This is a genomic window from Devosia sp. Soil_C_22 (assembly GCF_057657195.1).
Map to the genome: position 1 here is coordinate 354,324 of NZ_JBDGIY010000002.1, position 17,696 is coordinate 372,019.

The 17,696-nt window shown below is 65.3% G+C and carries 21 protein-coding genes; 9 read left to right on the plus strand and 12 right to left on the minus strand.

Going from position 1 to position 17,696, the window contains the following annotated elements; translation table 11 throughout:
- Positions 1-251 precede the first annotated feature (251 nt).
- From AC3A6I_RS18810 to thpR, 3 genes are all read right to left on the minus strand, one after another.
- Complete coding sequence (locus AC3A6I_RS18810) at positions 252-761, minus strand: invasion associated locus B family protein (RefSeq protein WP_487545398.1); 510 nt, start codon at positions 759-761, stop codon at positions 252-254.
- Positions 762-808: 47 nt separating this feature from the next.
- Positions 809-1,348, minus strand: coding sequence for an invasion associated locus B family protein (locus AC3A6I_RS18815; protein WP_487545399.1), 540 nt, complete (start codon positions 1,346-1,348; stop codon positions 809-811).
- 193 nt (positions 1,349-1,541) lie between these two features.
- Positions 1,542-2,081 (minus strand): RNA 2',3'-cyclic phosphodiesterase, encoded by a 540-nt coding sequence (gene thpR, locus AC3A6I_RS18820; RefSeq protein WP_487545400.1) that lies wholly within the window; start codon positions 2,079-2,081, stop codon positions 1,542-1,544.
- Between the two features lie 271 nt (positions 2,082-2,352).
- Between thpR and AC3A6I_RS18825 the strand changes: the two genes are divergently transcribed.
- Together AC3A6I_RS18825 and AC3A6I_RS18830 are read left to right on the plus strand one after the other, a co-directional pair.
- A complete protein-coding gene (locus tag AC3A6I_RS18825) occupies positions 2,353-3,081 on the plus strand; it encodes a Bax inhibitor-1/YccA family protein (RefSeq protein ID WP_487545401.1) in 729 nt (242 codons plus the stop codon).
- 84 nt (positions 3,082-3,165) lie between these two features.
- Complete coding sequence (locus tag AC3A6I_RS18830; RefSeq protein ID WP_487545402.1) at positions 3,166-3,663, plus strand: N-acetyltransferase family protein; 498 nt, start codon at positions 3,166-3,168, stop codon at positions 3,661-3,663.
- Between the two features lie 50 nt (positions 3,664-3,713).
- On the opposite strand, the gene AC3A6I_RS18835 is transcribed toward AC3A6I_RS18830, so the two are convergent.
- From AC3A6I_RS18835 to acnA, 4 genes are all read right to left on the minus strand, one after another.
- The gene (locus AC3A6I_RS18835; RefSeq protein WP_487545403.1) at positions 3,714-4,136 is read right to left on the minus strand and encodes a GNAT family N-acetyltransferase; all 423 of its coding nucleotides are present in this window, start codon (positions 4,134-4,136) and stop codon (positions 3,714-3,716) included.
- Positions 4,137-4,174: 38 nt separating this feature from the next.
- Positions 4,175-4,561: a DUF2794 domain-containing protein gene (locus AC3A6I_RS18840; protein WP_487545404.1), complete on the minus strand. Its 387-nt coding sequence runs from the start codon at positions 4,559-4,561 to the stop codon at positions 4,175-4,177.
- A 300-nt stretch (positions 4,562-4,861) separates the two neighbouring features.
- Positions 4,862-5,593 carry a DUF1223 domain-containing protein gene (locus AC3A6I_RS18845; protein ID WP_487545405.1) on the minus strand — a complete coding sequence of 244 codons (732 nt, stop codon included), beginning with the start codon at positions 5,591-5,593 and terminating at the stop codon, positions 4,862-4,864.
- Positions 5,594-5,755: 162 nt separating this feature from the next.
- On the minus strand, positions 5,756-8,521 hold the full coding sequence (acnA, locus tag AC3A6I_RS18850; protein ID WP_487545406.1) for an aconitate hydratase AcnA: 2,766 nt from the start codon (positions 8,519-8,521) through the stop codon (positions 5,756-5,758).
- Between the two features lie 180 nt (positions 8,522-8,701).
- On the opposite strand from acnA, the gene ccmA reads away from it, so the two are divergent.
- The 6 genes from ccmA to AC3A6I_RS18880 are packed head-to-tail and all read left to right on the plus strand — an operon-like array spanning position 8,702 to position 11,908.
- Positions 8,702-9,334, plus strand: a complete 633-nt coding sequence (gene ccmA / locus AC3A6I_RS18855; RefSeq protein WP_487545407.1) for a heme ABC exporter ATP-binding protein CcmA — start codon at positions 8,702-8,704, stop codon at positions 9,332-9,334.
- The gene (gene ccmB / locus AC3A6I_RS18860) at positions 9,331-9,984 is read left to right on the plus strand and encodes a heme exporter protein CcmB (protein ID WP_487545408.1); all 654 of its coding nucleotides are present in this window, start codon (positions 9,331-9,333) and stop codon (positions 9,982-9,984) included. The genes ccmA and ccmB overlap by 4 nt, the downstream gene beginning before the upstream one ends.
- A 10-nt stretch (positions 9,985-9,994) precedes the next feature.
- A complete protein-coding gene (locus AC3A6I_RS18865; protein WP_487545409.1) occupies positions 9,995-10,759 on the plus strand; it encodes a heme ABC transporter permease in 765 nt (254 codons plus the stop codon).
- The gene (gene ccmD, locus AC3A6I_RS18870; protein ID WP_487545410.1) at positions 10,756-10,929 is read left to right on the plus strand and encodes a heme exporter protein CcmD; all 174 of its coding nucleotides are present in this window, start codon (positions 10,756-10,758) and stop codon (positions 10,927-10,929) included. The genes AC3A6I_RS18865 and ccmD overlap by 4 nt, the downstream gene beginning before the upstream one ends.
- A complete protein-coding gene (locus AC3A6I_RS18875; protein ID WP_487545411.1) occupies positions 10,926-11,477 on the plus strand; it encodes a DsbE family thiol:disulfide interchange protein in 552 nt (183 codons plus the stop codon). The genes ccmD and AC3A6I_RS18875 overlap by 4 nt, the downstream gene beginning before the upstream one ends.
- Positions 11,478-11,533: 56 nt before the next feature.
- Positions 11,534-11,908: a hypothetical protein gene (locus AC3A6I_RS18880; RefSeq protein WP_487545412.1), complete on the plus strand. Its 375-nt coding sequence runs from the start codon at positions 11,534-11,536 to the stop codon at positions 11,906-11,908.
- Between the two features lie 102 nt (positions 11,909-12,010).
- Here AC3A6I_RS18880 and AC3A6I_RS18885 read toward each other — a convergent pair whose 3' ends face one another.
- The 5 genes from AC3A6I_RS18885 to AC3A6I_RS18905 form a co-directional block, all read right to left on the minus strand.
- Positions 12,011-12,637 carry a septation protein A gene (locus tag AC3A6I_RS18885; protein ID WP_487545413.1) on the minus strand — a complete coding sequence of 209 codons (627 nt, stop codon included), beginning with the start codon at positions 12,635-12,637 and terminating at the stop codon, positions 12,011-12,013.
- Positions 12,630-13,913 carry a signal recognition particle-docking protein FtsY gene (gene ftsY / locus AC3A6I_RS18890; protein ID WP_487545414.1) on the minus strand — a complete coding sequence of 428 codons (1,284 nt, stop codon included), beginning with the start codon at positions 13,911-13,913 and terminating at the stop codon, positions 12,630-12,632. The genes AC3A6I_RS18885 and ftsY overlap by 8 nt, the downstream gene beginning before the upstream one ends.
- Positions 13,913-15,178: a tRNA (N(6)-L-threonylcarbamoyladenosine(37)-C(2))-methylthiotransferase MtaB gene (mtaB, locus tag AC3A6I_RS18895; RefSeq protein ID WP_487545415.1), complete on the minus strand. Its 1,266-nt coding sequence runs from the start codon at positions 15,176-15,178 to the stop codon at positions 13,913-13,915. The genes ftsY and mtaB overlap by 1 nt, the downstream gene beginning before the upstream one ends.
- 1 nt (position 15,179) lies before the next feature.
- Positions 15,180-16,055: a diaminopimelate epimerase gene (gene dapF, locus AC3A6I_RS18900; RefSeq protein WP_487545416.1), complete on the minus strand. Its 876-nt coding sequence runs from the start codon at positions 16,053-16,055 to the stop codon at positions 15,180-15,182.
- Between the two features lie 273 nt (positions 16,056-16,328).
- The gene (locus tag AC3A6I_RS18905; protein WP_487545417.1) at positions 16,329-16,874 is read right to left on the minus strand and encodes a DUF2087 domain-containing protein; all 546 of its coding nucleotides are present in this window, start codon (positions 16,872-16,874) and stop codon (positions 16,329-16,331) included.
- Positions 16,875-17,118: 244 nt separating this feature from the next.
- Here AC3A6I_RS18905 and AC3A6I_RS18910 point away from each other — a divergent pair, with 244 nt between their 5' ends.
- Positions 17,119-17,619, plus strand: coding sequence for a class I SAM-dependent methyltransferase (locus tag AC3A6I_RS18910; protein ID WP_487545418.1), 501 nt, complete (start codon positions 17,119-17,121; stop codon positions 17,617-17,619).
- Positions 17,620-17,696: the final 77 nt, after the last annotated feature.

The window sequence follows — 17,696 nt, forward strand, 5'->3', positions numbered from 1 at the left end:
GCTCTCTCAGCAGGCGCGGTATTATAGGGCGCGCGCTGTAACATAGTCACTGCCCCGGCGCAAAACACGGGGGCGGGAGGCAGGAATGCGAATGGTGGGGGATGTCCGACGGTTTGTCGTCCACAGGGTGTCACCCCTGCGAAGGCAGGGGTCCAGCGCGCAGCCCGAGCTGGTGGTGAGATGGATCCCTGCTTTCGCAGGGATGACAGCCGGAGTGGGACGGCGGCATAGCGTGCGCCGGGCCGAAGTGATCAGCCGGTGCAGGTCTCGATAGCGCGGCTGGCGGCGGTGGCGCCGGAGAGCGAGAAGCTCTGGGTGACGCGGATGCCCTGGTCGGAGGTGCCTTCGACGGTGACGGTCGAGCCGGCGCGCAGGGCGCTGGCAAGGTTCTCAGCCTGGGTCGGGTCGAGCAGCCAGGCGGCATCCTTGTCGGTGAAGAGTTCGAAGGTCGCGCCGCCGACATCGGCCGTCGCCGGGGTATCGGGCGCGAAGGTATAGCCAGCGACGAGGTTGAGCTCGTTGCGGACGCCTTCGGAGGGGCGGTTGGTGATGTAGAGCCAGCCGCCGGTATAGCCATCGGGGCTGGGCGAGACGTCAGTGGGTTTCGACAGCGCGAAGCAGACCGGGCCGGTGGATTCCGTCGCCGTGTAGGCGGCCCAGTCGCGGAACTCGCCAAGCAGCTTCACCGACTGTGCGAAGGCCGGCGCGACCGAGGCGGCGATGGCGATAATGACGGCGATAAGGAGCGCGCGGCTGGGCATCAAGTTCTTGTCTTTCAGACCCGACGCGGTGACGCCGGGTCGCCACATCAAGCGCAGGCTTTGGCGATTTCGTCGAGAGCGGCAGTGACACCCGACAGGTTGTAGTTGTCGGTCATGCGGTTGCCGCGAGCAGAAGTGCCGGAGACGACCAGCTTGGAACCAGCCTTGAGCGCAGCGACAAAGGCCGGCTCGTCGGCCTCGACGGCGAGCCAGGCGGCCTCGCCCTCGGTGACCATGGGGAAGTCCTTGCCATCGATGCTGGCGGTGACGTTGCCGGTGCCGAAGGCGTAGCCGACCTGGGTCTGCACCTCGTTGGAGGTGCCCAGACCCTTGCGATTGATGATGAGGAAATGGATGGGGCTGCGCCGCACCGGAGAGCCGCCCACTTCCTTGGGGCCCCAATCCTCGGGTTGGGCCGACACGTAGCACATGGCGCCATTGGCATCGGCGCCGGTCCAGGCGGTCCACGCCTTGGTGGTACCGAAGGTTCCCAGCTGCTTGATTTCCTGAGCCGAAACCGGAGCTGCCAAGGCAGCAGAAAGGCTGGCCGCAATCGCACCAGCCAGCACCAAACGAGATGATGTCATCGCCCGAACATCCTTGTCCGAAAGTTGCGCGAACAGCACTCTGGAAGGTGCCATGGTATGGTTACCAAGGTCTCAAAGCGGCTGCGCATTTTGATCATGCGCGACCTTACCGGCAATCTTGTCGGCAATTTGACACCCCGGATTACCGGGATTTCTGTTTGGGCCGCGACGGTAAAAGAAGGGTTAAGACGGCTCAAGCGGCCAGCGGATAGGCCTGCTCGACGAGATAGGGGCCGCCGCCGACCGAATCCTTGGACGAGAACAGCACGAAGCGCTGGACCTTGAACTCCAGCGGGGTGAAGCGACCGGCGCCGGCAATGAACTGCGCCACCTCCTCCGCCGAAACGCCGCGCAGGCGGGCGAGCGCCACATGCGGAACGAACCTGCGGCTTTCGGGGGGCAGGCCGCAGCGCTGCAATACCCGCTCCTGCGCGGCCTGCAGCCGCAGCAGCGCGACATTGGCGGTGCAGCCGGCGAACAGGGCGCGCGGCGTGTTGCCGCCGAACGAGCCGAGATGGTCGAGCCGGACGGTGAAGCCCTCGCTGTCGATCAACCGGTCGAGCATGTCGGTCACCTCGTTGGCGACGTGGTAGTCGACATCGCCGATGAAGCGCAGGGTGATGTGATAATTCTCGGGGTCGATCCAGCGGGCGCCGAACAGGCCGCCCCGCTTCAAGGAGAGAGCGAGGCCGACTTCGCGCGGGACCTCGATTCCGGTAAAGAGCCTGGGCATTCGACCCTCCCTTTGCCGCTACCTTCAGCACCTGATTCGGCACCAGGTGCTCATGGACCGTACCGGCGACAATGCAGTGGGGCAAGTGTGGTGTCCCGAGCGAAGGGATTGCTTCACCGCCCCGACATAAACGCTTGCCGGACTGCGACATTACGGTTCGGTGAGGTGGGGCCCGCGTACTTGTATTCACTGAGGGCTACGCTCATATTGAAGCGCTGACGGGCGCGAGAGGAGCGCCCCGCCCAGTCGCCAGGAAAGGGATTATTTCGTCATGGCTGAATTCGACCGTCCGACTATCGCCGCTCAGCGGGCCGGAACCGCCGCGGCCATCGATGAGGGCCTGCGCAGCTATATGCTGAAGGTCTACAACTACATGGGCCTGGGCCTCGTGGTCACGGGCCTGGTCGCCTACTTCACCAACCAGTGGGCGATGGCCAGCGAGGCCAACTTCAACCTGCTCTACGGCAGCCCGCTCGCCTGGGTGGTCATGCTGGCGCCGCTGGCCTTCGTGCTGGTGCTGAGCTTCGGCATCAACAAGCTCAGCGCGGGGACCGCGCAGCTGTTGTTCTGGGCCTTCGCCGCCGTGATGGGCCTGAGCCTCTCGTCGATCTTTGCCGTCTATACCGACGCTTCGATCGCCAAGGTGTTCTTCATCACCGCCGCGACCTTCGGTGCGATGAGCCTGTACGGCTATACCACCAAGCGCGACCTGACCGGCATCGGCAACTTCCTGATCATGGGCCTGATCGGCCTGATCATCGCCAGCCTCGTGAACATCTTCCTCGCCTCGTCGGCGCTCGATTTCGCGATCTCGGCGATCGGCGTGCTGATCTTCGTGGGCCTGACCGCCTACGACACGCAGAAGATCAAGGAAAGCTACGACGTCGGGCTGGGTGCCGAGGTGCTGCAGAAGGGCGCCATCATGGGTGCGCTGTCGCTCTATCTCGACTTCATCAACCTGTTCATGATGCTGCTGCGCCTGTTCGGCAACCGCGAGTAATCTCTGCGATCAGCAAGTCTGATTGGACGACATCGGAGGCCGCGATCTATCAAGATCGCGGCCTTCTTCGTTTCCGGACCCCAGATGAACGACATCAGCTTCCGCCGCTTCGAATGGCGCGATGTGCCGGCGATCACCGCGATCTATCGCCCCTATGTCACCGACACGGTGATCACCTTCGAATACGACCCGCCGGGCGAGGCGGAAATGGCGCGGCGCTTCGGCGGCATGCTGGACCTGGGGCATCCGATCATCGTGGCGGAGCGCGACGGAGAAGTGGTGGGCTATGCCTACGCCTCCTATTACCGCACGCGCATCGCCTATCGCTTCACCTGCGAGAACTCGATCTACCTGAGGCAGGACGTGGTGGGGCAGGGGCTGGGCGGGCGGCTGCTCGACCGCCTCATCGATGAAAGCCGCGCCTTCGGCTTCAAGCAGATGATCGCGGTGATCACGGCGGAACGGGCGAATTCGATCCGGCTACATAAGAAGGCAGGCTTCAAGCATGTGGGCACGCAGGAAGCGACCGGCTTCAAGTTCGATCGCTGGATCGGCGTGACCTACATGCAGCTGGCGCTGTAGGCGGCTGCCCACCCACGCGGGAGTGTGTGGATCGCCTGGACGCGAACTGCCTAGAGCCGCTTGGTCATCGGCCAGGCATCGATCCAGCGGCCGGTGTCGAGCGGGCCGGAGTCGATCCAGCCGGCATCGAGATAGAAGCGGTGCGCGGTGGTGGTCGCCTTGAGGCGGCCTTCGGTGGTGCCGGCGGCGCGCATCAACTCCTCCATGGCAGCAAGCAGGGCGCGGCTGACGCCCTCAAAGCGGTAGGCGGGGTGGACGTAGTTGAGGCCGATCTCGCTGCTACCCATGACGCAGCCAACTGCGGCGATCTCGCCGTTCCGCTCGGCAACGAGCAGCTGGGTGCCGGGGGCCTCGAGCATCTTGATGACGCCGTCGGGTGTCTTGTTGGCGGTCCAGCGTGCGATCGCTGCCGGATCGTTGTGGTGGTCGGCGGCGCAGAGCTCGGTGATCGAGGCGATCAGCGTGGCGCTCATCGCCGGGACATCGGCCAGGGTGGCCGGTCGGAGATGGATCACTTGACGACGGCGAGCTCGAGCACGCGGAGGACGTTGATGAGCTCGTGGCCACGCTTGAGGACCCGGCCGTCCTGGCCGGTGACCATGTACTGGCCCTGCCTGTTGCGCAGCCTGGGGTTCTTCTCGACCACATAGAAGGGCCGCTCGGAGGCGCGCTTGTAGATCGAGAACAGGGCCCGGTCGCGTAGGAAGTCCATGGCGTAGTCGCGCCACTCGCCCTCGGCGACCTTGCGGCCATAGACGTTGAGGATGGACTGGAGCTCCTTGCGGTCGAAGGTCACCGCCGGTGCGACGCGCGGCTTGCCAGCCGGCGCTGAAGGGCTCGGGACCGACCGAAAGTCGATCAGGAGCCCAGACCCTATATCCTCGGGTTCGTCCGCCATTCGTCTTCCCCGTCACGCAGATGTCATGATTGCGCCGTTCCGGCGGCTTGTCCAGCGCCGGGGGACGCTCATTCGCATCCGCCGCAGGCGTTAACGCAGAAACCCAAATTCGGTCACATTCCCTCCCTCATCGCGCCCGAATGGACCGGCAGCATACAACCATTGCCTCCAGTGGCCGGCATCCGGGCTGACCGAGCCCCCAAACCACGATGCCCGAATGCCGGCCGCCTCTTACATGCACCAGTCATTCTTCTCCCGTCGGCGGTCACGCCGGCGGGAGTTTTACTATGGCCGGGAGGTTTAGCGGGTGAAGGCGGCGGCGCCGAGGATCGGGCCGGGCAGGCTGGCGCGCTGTTCCTGGACAAGAATGGCAGCGCCGTTGGCATTGCCGGTCAGCACTTCGGAAAGCGGCAGCGTGAGGGTGGCGCCGGAAGCGGGATCCCACATGCCCAGCACCTGGCGGCCGGTGACGATCTGGGTGTAGCCGATCTGCTTGCCCTTGTTCTCACCGCGCTCGATGGCCACGTCGGCACGATCGAGATAGGTGACGAGCCAGATCATCGACTTGCGGTAGCCTTCATGCGCCGGGATCGAGACCTCGAGCGTATCGCCGTCGGCCTCGCTGAGCGTGACGGCGACCGGCAAGCTGGCGCCGCCGAGCGCCGAATTGATGGCGTCGCGCTTGGAGCCGACCATGCCGCCCTTGCCGTTGACGATCAGCTGCGGCGTGAAGATGCGCGAAGAGCCCCAGCTCTCGGCATAGTCGCGCTGCAGCTCGGAATTCTCCTTGGTGCCGAAGGTGTCTTCCCAGCCGATATAGTCCCAGTAGTCGACATGGTAGGCGAGCGCGACAACGTCATCGCGCTTGCCCATCTCCTCGAGCATGGCGTCGGCCTTGGGGCAGGACGAACAGCCCTGCGAGGTGAACAGCTCCAGCACCGCCTTCGGTGAAACCTTCAGCTCGCCCGCGAGGGCGGGGAGCGAAAGGCCGAACGAAATCGTGAGGGCGGCAAGGACCGGACGAAGCAGCATGGCGACTTTTGTATTGAGGCCATTGCGCCCGCGCGAGTCAAATCGACGCGAGTTTTCGTGATGGTTTCCGGGGGTGGTGCGTGAGCACGGCCACCCCTTCCATCACCGTCGGGAGTTATCCTCCCCCACGAGGCGGGGGGCAGGATACTGGGGTCCTGTCGCTTACGCCGCGACGAGGTTGCGGAGCACGTAGTGCAGGATGCCGCCGTGCTTGTAGTAGTCGAGCTCGTTGATCGTATCGATGCGGCAGCGGGTGTCGACGAACTCGATACGGCCGTCGGCGCGGACGATCTTGACCTTCACGGTGGCGCGCGGGGCGAGCTCGAGCAGGTGCTCGATCGTCACCGTCTCGGAGCCGTCGAGCTTGAGGCTCTGCCAGCTCTCGCCTTCGGCGAACTGCAGCGGCAGCACGCCCATGCCGATCAGGTTCGAGCGGTGGATGCGCTCGAAGCTCTGCGCGACCACGGCGCGAACGCCGAGCAGGCGGGTGCCCTTGGCGGCCCAGTCACGCGACGAGCCCGTGCCATATTCCTTACCGGCGAAGATCACCAGCGGAGTGTTCGACTTCTGGTAGGCCATGGCCGCGTCGTAGATCGGCATCTGGTCGCCGTTCGGACCCTTGGTGAAGCCGCCTTCGACGCCCGGGAGCATCTGGTTCTTGATGCGGATGTTGGCGAAGGTGCCGCGCATCATGACCTCGTGGTTGCCGCGGCGGGCGCCGTAGGAGTTGAAGTCCTTGGGGGCGACCTGGCGCTCGACCAGGTACTGGCCGGCCGGCGTCGAGGGCTTGAACGAGCCCGCCGGCGAGATGTGGTCTGTGGTGATCGAGTCGAGGAAGAGCGACAATACGCGCGCCTCGATGATGTCGGTGATCGGCGCCGGCTCCATGGTCAGGCCCTCGAAATAGGGCGGGTTCTGCACATAGGTGGAGCTCGAGTTCCAGCGATAGGTCTCGCCGCCCTCGACGGCGATGCCCTGCCATTTCTCGTCGCCCTTGAACACGTCGGAGTAGCGGCCGAGGAACATCTTCGGCGTGATCACGGTGCGCACGACATCCGCGATCTCCTGGTTGGAGGGCCAGATGTCCTTGAGATAGACCGGCTGGCCGTCCGAACCGGTGCCGAGCGGCTCGGTGACGAGGTTCTTGTGCATGGTACCGGCGAGCGCATAGGCGACGACCAGGGGCGGGGAGGCGAGGTAGTTGGCCCGCACGTCCGGGTTCACGCGGCCTTCGAAGTTGCGGTTGCCCGAGAGCACCGAGGCGGCGACGAGGTCGTTGGCGTTGATGCACTCGGAGATGGCCTCCGGCAGCGGGCCGGAATTGCCGATGCAGGTGGTGCAGCCATAGCCGACGAGGTTGAAGCCGAGGGCATCGAGATCGGCCTGCAGGCCCGAGGCGGTCAGGTAGTCGGTGACGACCTGCGAGCCCGGCGCCAGTGAAGTCTTCACCCACGGCTTGGCCTTGAGGCCCTTGGCGCGCGCCTTGCGGGCGAGGAGGCCGGCGGCGATCAGTACATTCGGGTTCGAGGTGTTGGTGCACGAGGTGATGGCGGCGATGACGACATGGCCGTCGTCGAGGCCGTAATCGGCGCCCTTGACCGGGAAGGCGGCTTCCTCGGGGATGTCATCGACGCCGGTGGCGCCCTCATCGACGAAGCGGCTCTCGCCGACCGAGGTGGGGAGCGCAGTGCGTTCCTTGCGGCCGACGCCCAGATCCTTCATAGCCTCGGCGAATTTCGGGGCAGCTTCGCTGAGCGCGACGCGGTCCTGCGGGCGCTTGGGTCCGGCAAGCGAGGGGACAACCGTAGTGAGGTCGAGCTCGAGCGTGTCGGTGAAGAGCGGATCGGCCGAGGTGGTGACGCGGTACATGCCCTGCGCCTCGGAATAGGCCTTGACCAGCGCGACGCGGTCGGCATCGCGGCCGGAGGTCTCGAGATAGCTCAGGGTATCGCTGTCGACCGGGAAATAGCCGCAGGTGGCGCCGTATTCGGGGGCCATGTTGGCGATGGTGGCCTGATCCTCGAGGCTCAGGTAATCGAGGCCCGGGCCGTAGAATTCGACGAACTTGCCGACCACGCCCTTCTTGCGCAGCATCTCGGTGACGGTGAGCACGAGGTCGGTGGCGGTGATGCCCTCGTTGATCTTGCCCGTCAGCTTGAAGCCGATGACTTCGGGGATCAGCATGGTGATGGGCTGGCCGAGCATGGCGGCCTCGGCCTCGATGCCGCCCACGCCCCAGCCGAGCACGGCGAGGCCATTGACCATGGTGGTGTGCGAGTCGGTGCCGACCAGCGTGTCCGGGTAGGCATAGAGTTCGCTGGAGTCCTCGTCCTTACGGGTCCAGACGGTCTGGGCCAGGTATTCGAGGTTCACCTGGTGGCAGATGCCGGTGCCGGGCGGCACGACGCGGAAGTTGTCGAAGGCTTTCTGGCCCCAGCGCAGGAACTCATAGCGCTCGCCGTTGCGCTCGTATTCGAGCTCGACGTTCTGGAGGAAGGAGAGCGGAGTGCCGAACGAGTCGACCATCACGGAGTGGTCGATGACGAGGTCGACGGGCACCAGCGGGTTGATCTTCTGCGGGTCGGCGCCGAGCTTGGCGGTGGCGTCGCGCATGGCGGCGAGGTCGACGACGGCGGGCACGCCGGTGAAATCCTGCATCAGCACGCGGGCGGGGCGGTAGCTGATCTCATGCTCGGAGACGCGGGTGCGGAGCCAGTCGGCGACGGCCTCGATGTCGGCGCGGGTGACCGTGATGCCATCCTCGAAGCGGAGCAGGTTCTCCAGCACCACTTTCATCGAGTGGGGGAGCTGCGATACGCCCTTGAGACCGTTCTTTTCGGCCAACGGGATGGAGAAGTACGTGTAGGTCTTGTCCCCGACGGTGAGGGTCGTTCTGGACTTGAAGCTGTCGAGGGATTTCGAGGTCACGGTGTCGCCTTCACGCACTGAGTTGCAAGGCGCCGCCTGGTCCTGACGCGAGACCGAAAAAGGCCCGCGGGACAAGGGGCAGGAGGTCGGTTGACTGGAAGCGTTCCAATCTAGGGCTGGCTTATAGAGAAACTAGATGACGCTTGCCAGTACCGTCATGAGTTCACTAGGCATTGCCGCATGAACGAGCCAGACCGCGTGCATTCGGCGTTTGCGCCGCTTCCGGCGTCGGCGCGCGGGCTCACCGTGGCGCGCGGCGAGCGGCTGCTGTTCGCAGAGCTGAGCTTTGCGGTGGCGCCGGGTGGCGTGCTGCTGCTGCGCGGGTCGAACGGGGCGGGCAAATCGACGCTGCTGATGACGCTGGCCGGGATCGTGCGGCCGGATGCGGGCACGGTCGAGGGGTTCGAGCGCACCGACGTGCACATGCTCGGCTACCAGAGCGGGCTCAAGGCGCGGCTGACAGTGGGCGAGAACCTCAGGTTCTGGCAGGCGATGAACGGAGGCGGTGGGCCGGGGCCGCAGGCGGCGCTGGAGCGTGTCGGGATAGGCTCGCTCGTCGAGCTCGAGGCGGGGTATCTCTCGTCCGGACAATTGCGGCGGTTGGCGTTGGCGCGGCTGCTGGTGTCGCCGCGGCGGGTGTGGTTGCTCGACGAGCCGAGTGCGACGCTGGATGCCGAAGGTGAAGTGCTGCTCGGCGCGCTGATCGATGAGCATCGCACAGCGAATGGTGTCGCGGTCATTGCAACCCATCACGACCTGCCACTTGCCGATAAAGCCGGGGTCGAGACGATCACGCTGGGGGGCGGCGCATGACGGCGTTCCGCGCATTGATCGGACGCGACCTGAAACTCGCCTTCCGCGCCGGCGGCGAGGCGCTGACGCTGGTACTGTTCTTCGTCATGGTGGCGGTGATCGTGCCGTTCGCGATCGGGCCGGACCGGCCGCAGCTCAGCCGGCTGGCGCCGGGGATCGTCTGGATCGCCGCCTTCCTCTCGATGCTGCTCGGGCTCGACCGCTTGTTCCGCACCGATGACGAGGACGGATCGCTGGTGCTGCTGCGGCACGCGGCGCTGCCGCTGGAGGCGGTGATTGCCGCAAAAGTGATCGCGCACTGGCTGGTGACGGCGCTGCCGCTGCTGCTGGCCACGCCGGTGCTGGCGCTGCTGCTCTCGATGAGTTTCGAGCAGTGGTGGCGGACGGCGCTGGCGCTGTTGATCGGCACGCCGGCGCTGGTCAGCTTCGGTATGATCGGGGCCGCGGTAACTGTGGGCTTGCGGCGCGGCGGGCTGATTGCGCCGGTGTTGATCCTGCCGCTCGCTATCCCGGTGATGATCTTCGGGGTGGGCATGATGGATCCGATGGCGGGGGGGAGCGCGACGTTATTCCTTCTTGCACTCAGCCTCGTTGTGACGGCTTTCTCCCCCTTCGCGGCTGCACTTGCCTTGCGCACGGCCGGGGAATAGAGCGAAGCGCATGTCCGTCACTACCGCCAAGCAGCCCAACTGGTTCAGCCGCCTCGCGCATCCGGGACAGTTCCTCAACTGGACGCGCTACGTGATCTGGCCGCTGGCCATCGCGACGGCGCTGAGCTTTGCCGTCGGGCTCTGGTTCGCCTTCTTCAATTCGCCCGAAGACTACCAGATGGGCGACATGGTGCGCGTCATGTACGTGCACGTGCCCAATGCCTGGCTCAGCCAGTTCGTCTATGGCGTGATGTTCTGTGCGGCGCTCGGTACGCTGATCTGGCGGCATCCGCTGGCCGATGTCGCCAACAAGGCGGCGGCGCCGCTCGGCGCTGTGTTCACGGCGCTGGCGCTCTATACCGGTGCGCTGTGGGGCCGGCCGACCTGGGGCACGTTCTGGGAATGGGACGGGCGCATGACGTCCACGCTCGTGCTGCTGCTCATCTACCTAGGCATCGTCGCGCTGTGGCGGGCGTTCGATGATCAGCTGAAGGCCGGGCGGATCATTGCCATCGTGACGCTGATCGGCGGCATCAACATCCCGATCATCAAGTTCTCGGTCGACTGGTGGAACACGCTGCACCAGCCGGCGAGCGTGTTTACCGCCAGCGGACCGCGCATGCCGGCATCGATCCTGACGCCACTGCTGGTGATGATGCTGGCCTTCACGCTGCTCGGTATCCTGCTCGGTATCGTACGGATGCGCACCGAGATCCTGCGCCGTCGCGCCGAGACCCTGAGCCGGCAGGCAGCACTGGCGGGGGCAGCGCGATGATCGGGGAAGGCGCGCATCTCGAGTTTATCGTCTGGGCCTATGCTGGCGTCGCCGTGATCACGCTCGGCCTGATCGCCTATGTGATCTGGGACGCGAGACGGGTAAAGGCGAAGCTTGCTGCACTCGATAAGGCCGGCGTCCGCCGGCGCTCGGCCGGGGCGGGCAATTGAAGCGCATCCTGCTCGCGGTTCTGCCGCTGCTCGTGCTGGTAGGGCTGGTCGCCGTGTTCGCCATGAACATGGAGCGCGACCCCAGCCTCGTGCGCTCGGTGCTGATCAACAAGCCGGCGCCGCAGTTCGCGCTCGCGGCTGTGGCGGGGACCGGGGTGGAGGGCTTCGATACGGCTTCGCTTACTGGCGAGGTGACGGTGGTCAACGTCTTTGCCAGCTGGTGCATTCCGTGCCGGGACGAACATCCGCTGATCGAGCGGCTGAAGGCCGAGACGGGCGTGCGCATCTTCGGCATCAACCAGCGCGATGCCGCCGATAACGCGGTGAAATTCCTCACCGAGCTGGGCAATCCGTACGATCGGATCGGCGGCGACACGGACAACCGCGTGTCGATCGACTGGGGCGTCTATGGCGTGCCCGAGACCTTCGTGGTCAACGCGCAAGGCATCGTGACCTTCAAGCATGTGGGACCGATTTCGCCCGAGTCGCTGGTGAAAGACGTCATTCCGGCGATCGAAGCAGCGCGGGCGGGTGGAACCGGCGCATAGCTTCGCCATTTCCTCTCCAACGCCGTCCATGCGGCGGACAACAATGGAGAGGACATATGCAAACGGGAACCAGCCTGCGTTTCATCGAAGAAGGCATGAAGGTGTTCGATCGCGAACGGCACGAGATCGGCAAGGTCGAGTATGTGCAGTTCGGCGATGACGATCCGGAGACACCTGAGGTCGAGGCCGCGGCGCCCAATACACTGCGCGACCGCGACGACAGCCTGATCGACAATATCGCCGAGGTGTTCGCGCCGGCCGACGAGGTTCCTGAGGAGCTGCGCGAAAAGCTGCTGCACCAGGGCTTCGTACGGCTCGATGCCGCCGGCCTATTCGCCTCGGATCGCTACATCACGCCCGAGCAGATCGCCTCGGTGTCCGATGATGGGCTCATGCTCAATGTGACCAAGGAACAGCTGATCAAACATTGAGGCCGGGTCATGCCCGGGCTTGACCCGGGCACCCCATGCCGAGCTTTCGGCTACCCATGTATCCGCGGGTCAAGTCCCGCGGATACAGCTGTATTGCGGAGTTTACGGCAGCGGATCCATGGGCGGGATCGGGTCGACCGGCTCGTTCGGATCAGGCGCGTATTTGGTCAGCAGCGGCAGCTGCAGCATCGAGAAGACGATGGTGATGGGCATGATGCCCCACACCTTGAAGGCCACCCAGAAATCGGTGTCGAACAGGCGCCAGACGACCTCGTTGGCGACGGCGAGGAAGATGAAGAACAGGCCCCAGTTGATGGTCAGCGCGCGCCAGCCTTCGGGCTTGAGCTTGTAGACCTCGCCGAAGACATATTTCAGCAGCGACTGGCCGAAGAACAGGCCGCCGAGCAGCGTGAGCCCGAAGAGCGAGTTCACGATGGTCGGCTTCATCTTGATGAACATGTCGTCCTGCAGAAGCAGGGTGAGCGTGCCGAAGACCAGCACCACAGCGCCGGTGACAAGCGGCATGACGGCGATCTTCTTGAGCAGCAACCAACTCAACACGAGCGACACGACCATGGCGCCCATGAACCAGGCGGTGGCCGAGAAGATGTCGTAGTTGGCGTTGACGAAGAAGAAGACCAGCAGCGGTCCGATCTCGAGCGCGATCTTGATCAGCTGCGGACGCAGCTCGTCCCAGTTCACTTCGGCGGGCTTGGTATCTTCAGTCATCAGCGGTCCTTGCGATTGCCGCGGCGAAATCGCGGGCGGCAAACGGTTCGAGATTGTCGACGCCTTCGCCGACGCCGATGAAATGCACCGGCAATGCGAATTTCCTGGCGATGGCGACGAGGATGCCGCCGCGGGCGGTGCCGTCGAGCTTGGTCATGACCAGCCCGGTGACGCCGGCACGTTTGCCGAAGATTTCGACTTGATTAAGGGCGTTCTGGCCGGTGGTGGCGTCGAGGGTCAGCAAAGTCGCGTGTGGGGCGGTGGGGTCCACCTTCCTGATCACGCGGATGATCTTTTCGAGCTCGCCCATCAGCTCGTCGCGGTTCTGGAGGCGCCCGGCGGTATCGATGAGGAGGACGTCGGAGCCTTGGGCGCGGGCCTGTTCGACGGCCTCGAAGGCGAGGCCGGACGCGTCGGAGCCGGCGGGCTTCTTGATCACCGGGGCGCCGGTGCGGTCGCCCCAGACCTGCAGTTGCTCTATCGCTGCAGCGCGAAAAGTGTCGCCGGCGGCGAGCATGACGGATTTGCCCTGAGCCGCGAACAGGCTCGCGAGCTTGCCGATGGTGGTGGTCTTGCCGGTGCCGTTGACGCCGACCATGAGGATGACGAACGGCTTGTGGATCGGGTCGAGCGTCAGCGGAATCGCAACAGGATCAAGGACTTTGACGATCTCGGCGGAGAGGATCGAGCGCACTTCGTCGCCGGTGATGTCGCGATCGAAGCGGTCGCGGCGGAGGGCGTCGGTGACCGTGGTGGCCATGTCGACGCCGAAATCGGCCTGGATCAGGATATCCTCGAGGTCGTCGAGCATGGCCTGATCGAGCTTCTTCTTGGTGAAGACAGCGGCGATCGAGCCGGTCAGCTGGTCCGAGGAGCGCTTGAGGCCGGAGGTTAACCGCTTGAGCCAGCTTTCTTTTTTCGGCGGCTCGGCGAGTGCGGTGACGGTGGGAACGGGCGGGATCGGATCGGGCTCGGCGGCGAGATCATCCTCGACTGCCTCGATATAGGCCGGGGTAGCTTCGGGCGGGCCGGCTGGCGGCTCGCGTTCCTCAACGAAATCAACGGCTTGCTCGGCTGCTTCTTCCTGCAGCGCCTCTTCGAGGGCGAGCTCCTGATCGGGCGGGAGGACGAGCGGAAGCGCTTCCATCACCTCGTCGAGGACGATTTCGGCTTCGTCCGACGGATTGGGGCTGGAGTCGGCGGTGGTCGGCGTCGCGGGCTTGTCGCCGCCGCCGAACAGGCGCTGGAAGAAGCCCTTTTTCTTTTCTTCAGCCATCAGGCGGCGGTCCTCAGGGGCTCACCGACGAGGTGCCCGTTCTCGAAATGGGTCATCAGCGCTGTCACAATCTCTCCCGCAACATGACCGGGCAATGAACAGGTTATGAACTGCTCGGTGCGTCCGATCCCGTCCTTTTCGACGAGAATGGACTCGACCTGCCCGATGCGCGAGGCCGCGAGCTTGTCGAACTGGGCGTCGCCCAACGCACGAAGACGGGCGGCGCGTTCCTTGGCAACACGCTTGTCGACCTGCGGCATGCGCGCGGCAGGGGTGCCGGGGCGGGGCGAGTAGGGGAAGGCGTGGATGTAGGTGAGGTTCGCCGTCTCGATGAACTCGAGCGAGTTCTTGAACATCGCGTCGGTCTCGGTGGGGAAGCCGGCGATGAGGTCGGCGCCGAAGACGATGTCGGGACGGAGCGAGCGGAGCTTCTCCACCACGGCGAAGGCGTCGTCGCGCAGGTGGCGGCGCTTCATGCGCTTCAGGATCATATCGTCGCCGGACTGGAGGCTGAGGTGCAAATGCGGCATCAGGCGGCGGTCGGACGCTATGGCGTCATAGAAGGCCTGGTCGGCTTCGATCGAGTCGATGGACGAGATGCGCAGGCGCGGCAGGTCGGGGACGTGGCGGAGGATCTGCTGGACCAGCTTGCCGAGCGTCGGCGTGCCGGGCAGGTCGGGGCCATAGGAGGTTATGTCGACGCCAGTGAGGACGATCTCGCGATAGCCGTTGCCGACCAGCTTCTTGATCTGCTCGACGACGAGGCCCATCGGCACCGAACGAGAGGGGCCGCGACCGAACGGGATGATGCAGAAGGTGCAGCGGTGATCGCAGCCGTTCTGGACCTGGACGAAGGCGCGGGTACGGCCATCCATGGCCTCGATCAGGTGACCGGCGGTCTCCCTGACCGACATGATGTCGTTGACCTGGACCTTGTCGTTCAAGGGCAGGCCGAATGCTATGGGGGCATAGCTTTCCGACTTCAGCTTGTCGGCATTGCCGATGACGAGATCGACCTCGGCCATGTCGCCGAACGAGCGGGCCTCGGTCTGGGCGGCGCAGCCGGTGACGATGATCTTGCGCTCGGGATTGTCGCGCCTGGCCTTGCGGATGGCTTGCTTCGCCTGCCGGACGGCCTCGGAGGTGACGGCGCAGGTGTTGATGATGATGGTGTTGTCGAGCCCGGCCTTCTCGGCCTCGGCCTTCATCACCTCGCCTTCATAGGCGTTGAGGCGGCAGCCGAAGGTCAGGGTCTCGATCGCCATCTCAGGCGACCTGCTGCTCGCGGGACCACGAGCCGGTATGGGGATCGAAGGCGCCGGAGAATTCGAGCTCGGCCGGGCCGGTTAGCAGCACATGGTCGTCGGCGCGCCACTCGATGACGAGATCGCCGCCGGGCAGGGTGACGGTGGCCTTGCGGCCGGTGCGCCTGGTGCGGGCGGCATTGACGAGGGCGGCGCAGGCGGCGGTGCCGCAGGCCTTGGTGAGGCCGGCGCCGCGCTCCCAGGTGCGCAGGATGATGTGATCGGGCGCAACGACCTGGGCGACCGAGATATTGGCGCGCTCGGGGAAGATCGGGTGGTTCTCGAGCAGCGGGCCGAAGCGGTCGAGGGCGTAGTTCCACACGTCATCCTTCACCCAGAAGGTGGCGTGCGGGTTGCCCATCGAGGCGACCGACGGGGTATGTAGCACCGGCGCGTCGATCGGCCCGACCTGGAGCTCGATGCCGGTGGTGTCGACGAACTCTTCGGCGAGCGGAATCTCCTGCCAGCCGAAACGCGGCTTGCCCATGTCGACGGTGATGAGGCCGTCGTCGCGCTCGTCGCCGGTCAGGATGCCGGCCAGCGTCTCGAAGACGAAGTGCTTGCGGCCGGTCTCGGCGCTCAGCGCCTGGACGACGCAGCGCATGCCGTTGCCGCAGGCCTGGGCCAGCGAACCATCGGAGTTGATGATCTCGATATAGTTCTCGGTGCCGGGCGTCCGCGGATCATGGATGGCCATGATCTGGTCGAACCTGGTGGCCGGATCGGCATTGATGGCGATGGCGGCGGCAGGGGTCACCCGGTCGGCACGGCCACGCATATCGGCAACGATGATCTCGTTGCCGAGCCCGTTCATCTTGAGGAATGGGGCGTTGGACATGGCGGCGCCTTGGCGGTTGTGGGGCCTATATGGCGGATGTGGGCGGAAATTGCCAGTGGCGGGGGATCTGCAGGGTGCGAAGGACGCATCGAGCGTGGGGCGCACCCCCACTCTGTCCCTCCCCCGTCCAGGGGGAGGTGACCTGCGCTCGAAAGTCATCGTTCCACAAGCACCGGCGTTTGTTTGGGCGTCTCCCTCCCCCTTGCGGGGAGGGGACAGGGGTGGGGGTATCTCTGCGAGCCAGCGGGAGAGGAATGATTCACGTGAGACAATTCACGCTTTGGCCCGCTCCGCCAGATGCGCCAGCAGCGGAGTGAGCTCGGGGGGCGGGGATTTCTCGATGCGGCGGTAGGTGCGGCCGTCGATGGTGCGTTCGAGCATCTTGCCGTCGATCATGGCGCGGCGGATCAGGGCGTGGTCGCCGAAATCGTGCCAGTCGCGGATCAGGTCGCTGATCTGGCGCTCGGTGAAGGCCTCGCCGCGCGGGATGCGCGACCACAGGACCCAGAGGCAGAGCATCTGGTGGCTGTAGCGCGAGGGCCAGTTCATCAATACGCCCAGGTCGTCGAAATAGCGGACGGCTTTCTCGACCTGGCTGAGATCGGCGCGCGGGCCGGGCTCGGCGGCGGCCTTCAGCCGGTCGGCGGCTTCGGCATCGGTACGCAAGTGCTGGTAATTGGCGAAACCGGCGGCCTTGGCCAGCATGTTGAGCAGCTCGACATGGGTCGGCGTGCCGTCATGGCTCGCGAGGCTCTGGCGCAGGGTTTTGGCGAAGGGCGACAGGTCGGCGACCTGCAGCGGAATGGCAGTTCTGGACATGACTTATCCTCTATCGTGCCGACCCGAGGCGGGTGTCGTGGTCGCCGGCTTGCGAGGGCACGAAGGACAAGTGCTGTCTCGAAAGAAAGGATATCGCAGGTTTAGCTCCCCGTGAGGGGCGGCGACGCCTGGGTGAACTGCAGACCCTGCCGACCCTATAGCGCCGGTGGGGAAAGCGGGCAATGGCCTTGTTCAGGCCACGTTCGGACGGGTAGTTCGGGACGTTGCCGGAGGGGGAGTCGAGTTGGCGGAGATTGCGAAGCGGCACCGCTGGGCAGTGGAGCTGCTGGCGCCACAGCCGGGCGAGCAGGTGCTGGAGATCGGCTGCGGGCATGGCATCGCGACCGGGCTGGTGCTGTCGGCCGGCGCGGACGTGGTGGCGGTCGACCGCTCGGGCAAGATGGTCGAGGCGTGCATCAAGCGGAACGCCGGGCTGGGGCGGCTGACGGCGTTCGAGAGCGATTTCGAGACGATGGAGCTGGGTCCGTTCGACGCAGCGCTCGCGATCAACGTCGACTTTCCCCGGCACAAGGATCGCGGCTGGGCGGCGGCCATGGCCAAGGCGGTGAAGCCGCGCGGGCGGATCGTGCTGGTGCTCGAGGCGCCGGCGATCCGAAGCGTGGACCGGTTCGCCATGCAGGCGGCCGCCAGCCTCGCCGGCGTGGGGTTCGAGGTCGACACGCAGTTCAACGACGGGATCGTGGCCGTGTCAGGCGTGCGGATTGCCGCCGACAACAGGAACTAGCGAGCGGCGGCGCAGCGGCCGATGGTGAACGGGGCGCGTGCGTTTCCTTGACTCCGCCCCATTCCTCCTCTATTCCG

Bases quoted from the DNA above. Each gene is read 5' to 3' on its own strand.
- AC3A6I_RS18815 (WP_487545399.1), bottom strand. From the start codon at position 1,348: ATGACATCATCTCGTTTGGTGCTGGCTGGTGCGATTGCGGCCAGCCTT.
- ftsY (WP_487545414.1), bottom strand. From the start codon at position 13,913: ATGGCTGAAGAAAAGAAAAAGGGCTTCTTCCAGCGCCTGTTCGGCGGC.
- thpR (WP_487545400.1), bottom strand. From the start codon at position 2,081: ATGCCCAGGCTCTTTACCGGAATCGAGGTCCCGCGCGAAGTCGGCCTC.
- dapF (WP_487545416.1), bottom strand. From the start codon at position 16,055: ATGTCCAACGCCCCATTCCTCAAGATGAACGGGCTCGGCAACGAGATC.
- ccmA (WP_487545407.1), top strand. From the start codon at position 8,702: ATGAACGAGCCAGACCGCGTGCATTCGGCGTTTGCGCCGCTTCCGGCG.
- AC3A6I_RS18810 (WP_487545398.1), bottom strand. From the start codon at position 761: ATGCCCAGCCGCGCGCTCCTTATCGCCGTCATTATCGCCATCGCCGCC.
- AC3A6I_RS18885 (WP_487545413.1), bottom strand. From the start codon at position 12,637: ATGACTGAAGATACCAAGCCCGCCGAAGTGAACTGGGACGAGCTGCGT.
- AC3A6I_RS18830 (WP_487545402.1), top strand. From the start codon at position 3,166: ATGAACGACATCAGCTTCCGCCGCTTCGAATGGCGCGATGTGCCGGCG.
- ccmB (WP_487545408.1), top strand. From the start codon at position 9,331: ATGACGGCGTTCCGCGCATTGATCGGACGCGACCTGAAACTCGCCTTC.
- AC3A6I_RS18845 (WP_487545405.1), bottom strand. From the start codon at position 5,593: ATGCTGCTTCGTCCGGTCCTTGCCGCCCTCACGATTTCGTTCGGCCTT.
- AC3A6I_RS18880 (WP_487545412.1), top strand. From the start codon at position 11,534: ATGCAAACGGGAACCAGCCTGCGTTTCATCGAAGAAGGCATGAAGGTG.
- mtaB (WP_487545415.1), bottom strand. From the start codon at position 15,178: ATGGCGATCGAGACCCTGACCTTCGGCTGCCGCCTCAACGCCTATGAA.
- AC3A6I_RS18840 (WP_487545404.1), bottom strand. From the start codon at position 4,561: ATGGCGGACGAACCCGAGGATATAGGGTCTGGGCTCCTGATCGACTTT.
- AC3A6I_RS18835 (WP_487545403.1), bottom strand. From the start codon at position 4,136: ATGAGCGCCACGCTGATCGCCTCGATCACCGAGCTCTGCGCCGCCGAC.
- AC3A6I_RS18905 (WP_487545417.1), bottom strand. From the start codon at position 16,874: ATGTCCAGAACTGCCATTCCGCTGCAGGTCGCCGACCTGTCGCCCTTC.
- AC3A6I_RS18825 (WP_487545401.1), top strand. From the start codon at position 2,353: ATGGCTGAATTCGACCGTCCGACTATCGCCGCTCAGCGGGCCGGAACC.
- AC3A6I_RS18865 (WP_487545409.1), top strand. From the start codon at position 9,995: ATGTCCGTCACTACCGCCAAGCAGCCCAACTGGTTCAGCCGCCTCGCG.
- ccmD (WP_487545410.1), top strand. From the start codon at position 10,756: ATGATCGGGGAAGGCGCGCATCTCGAGTTTATCGTCTGGGCCTATGCT.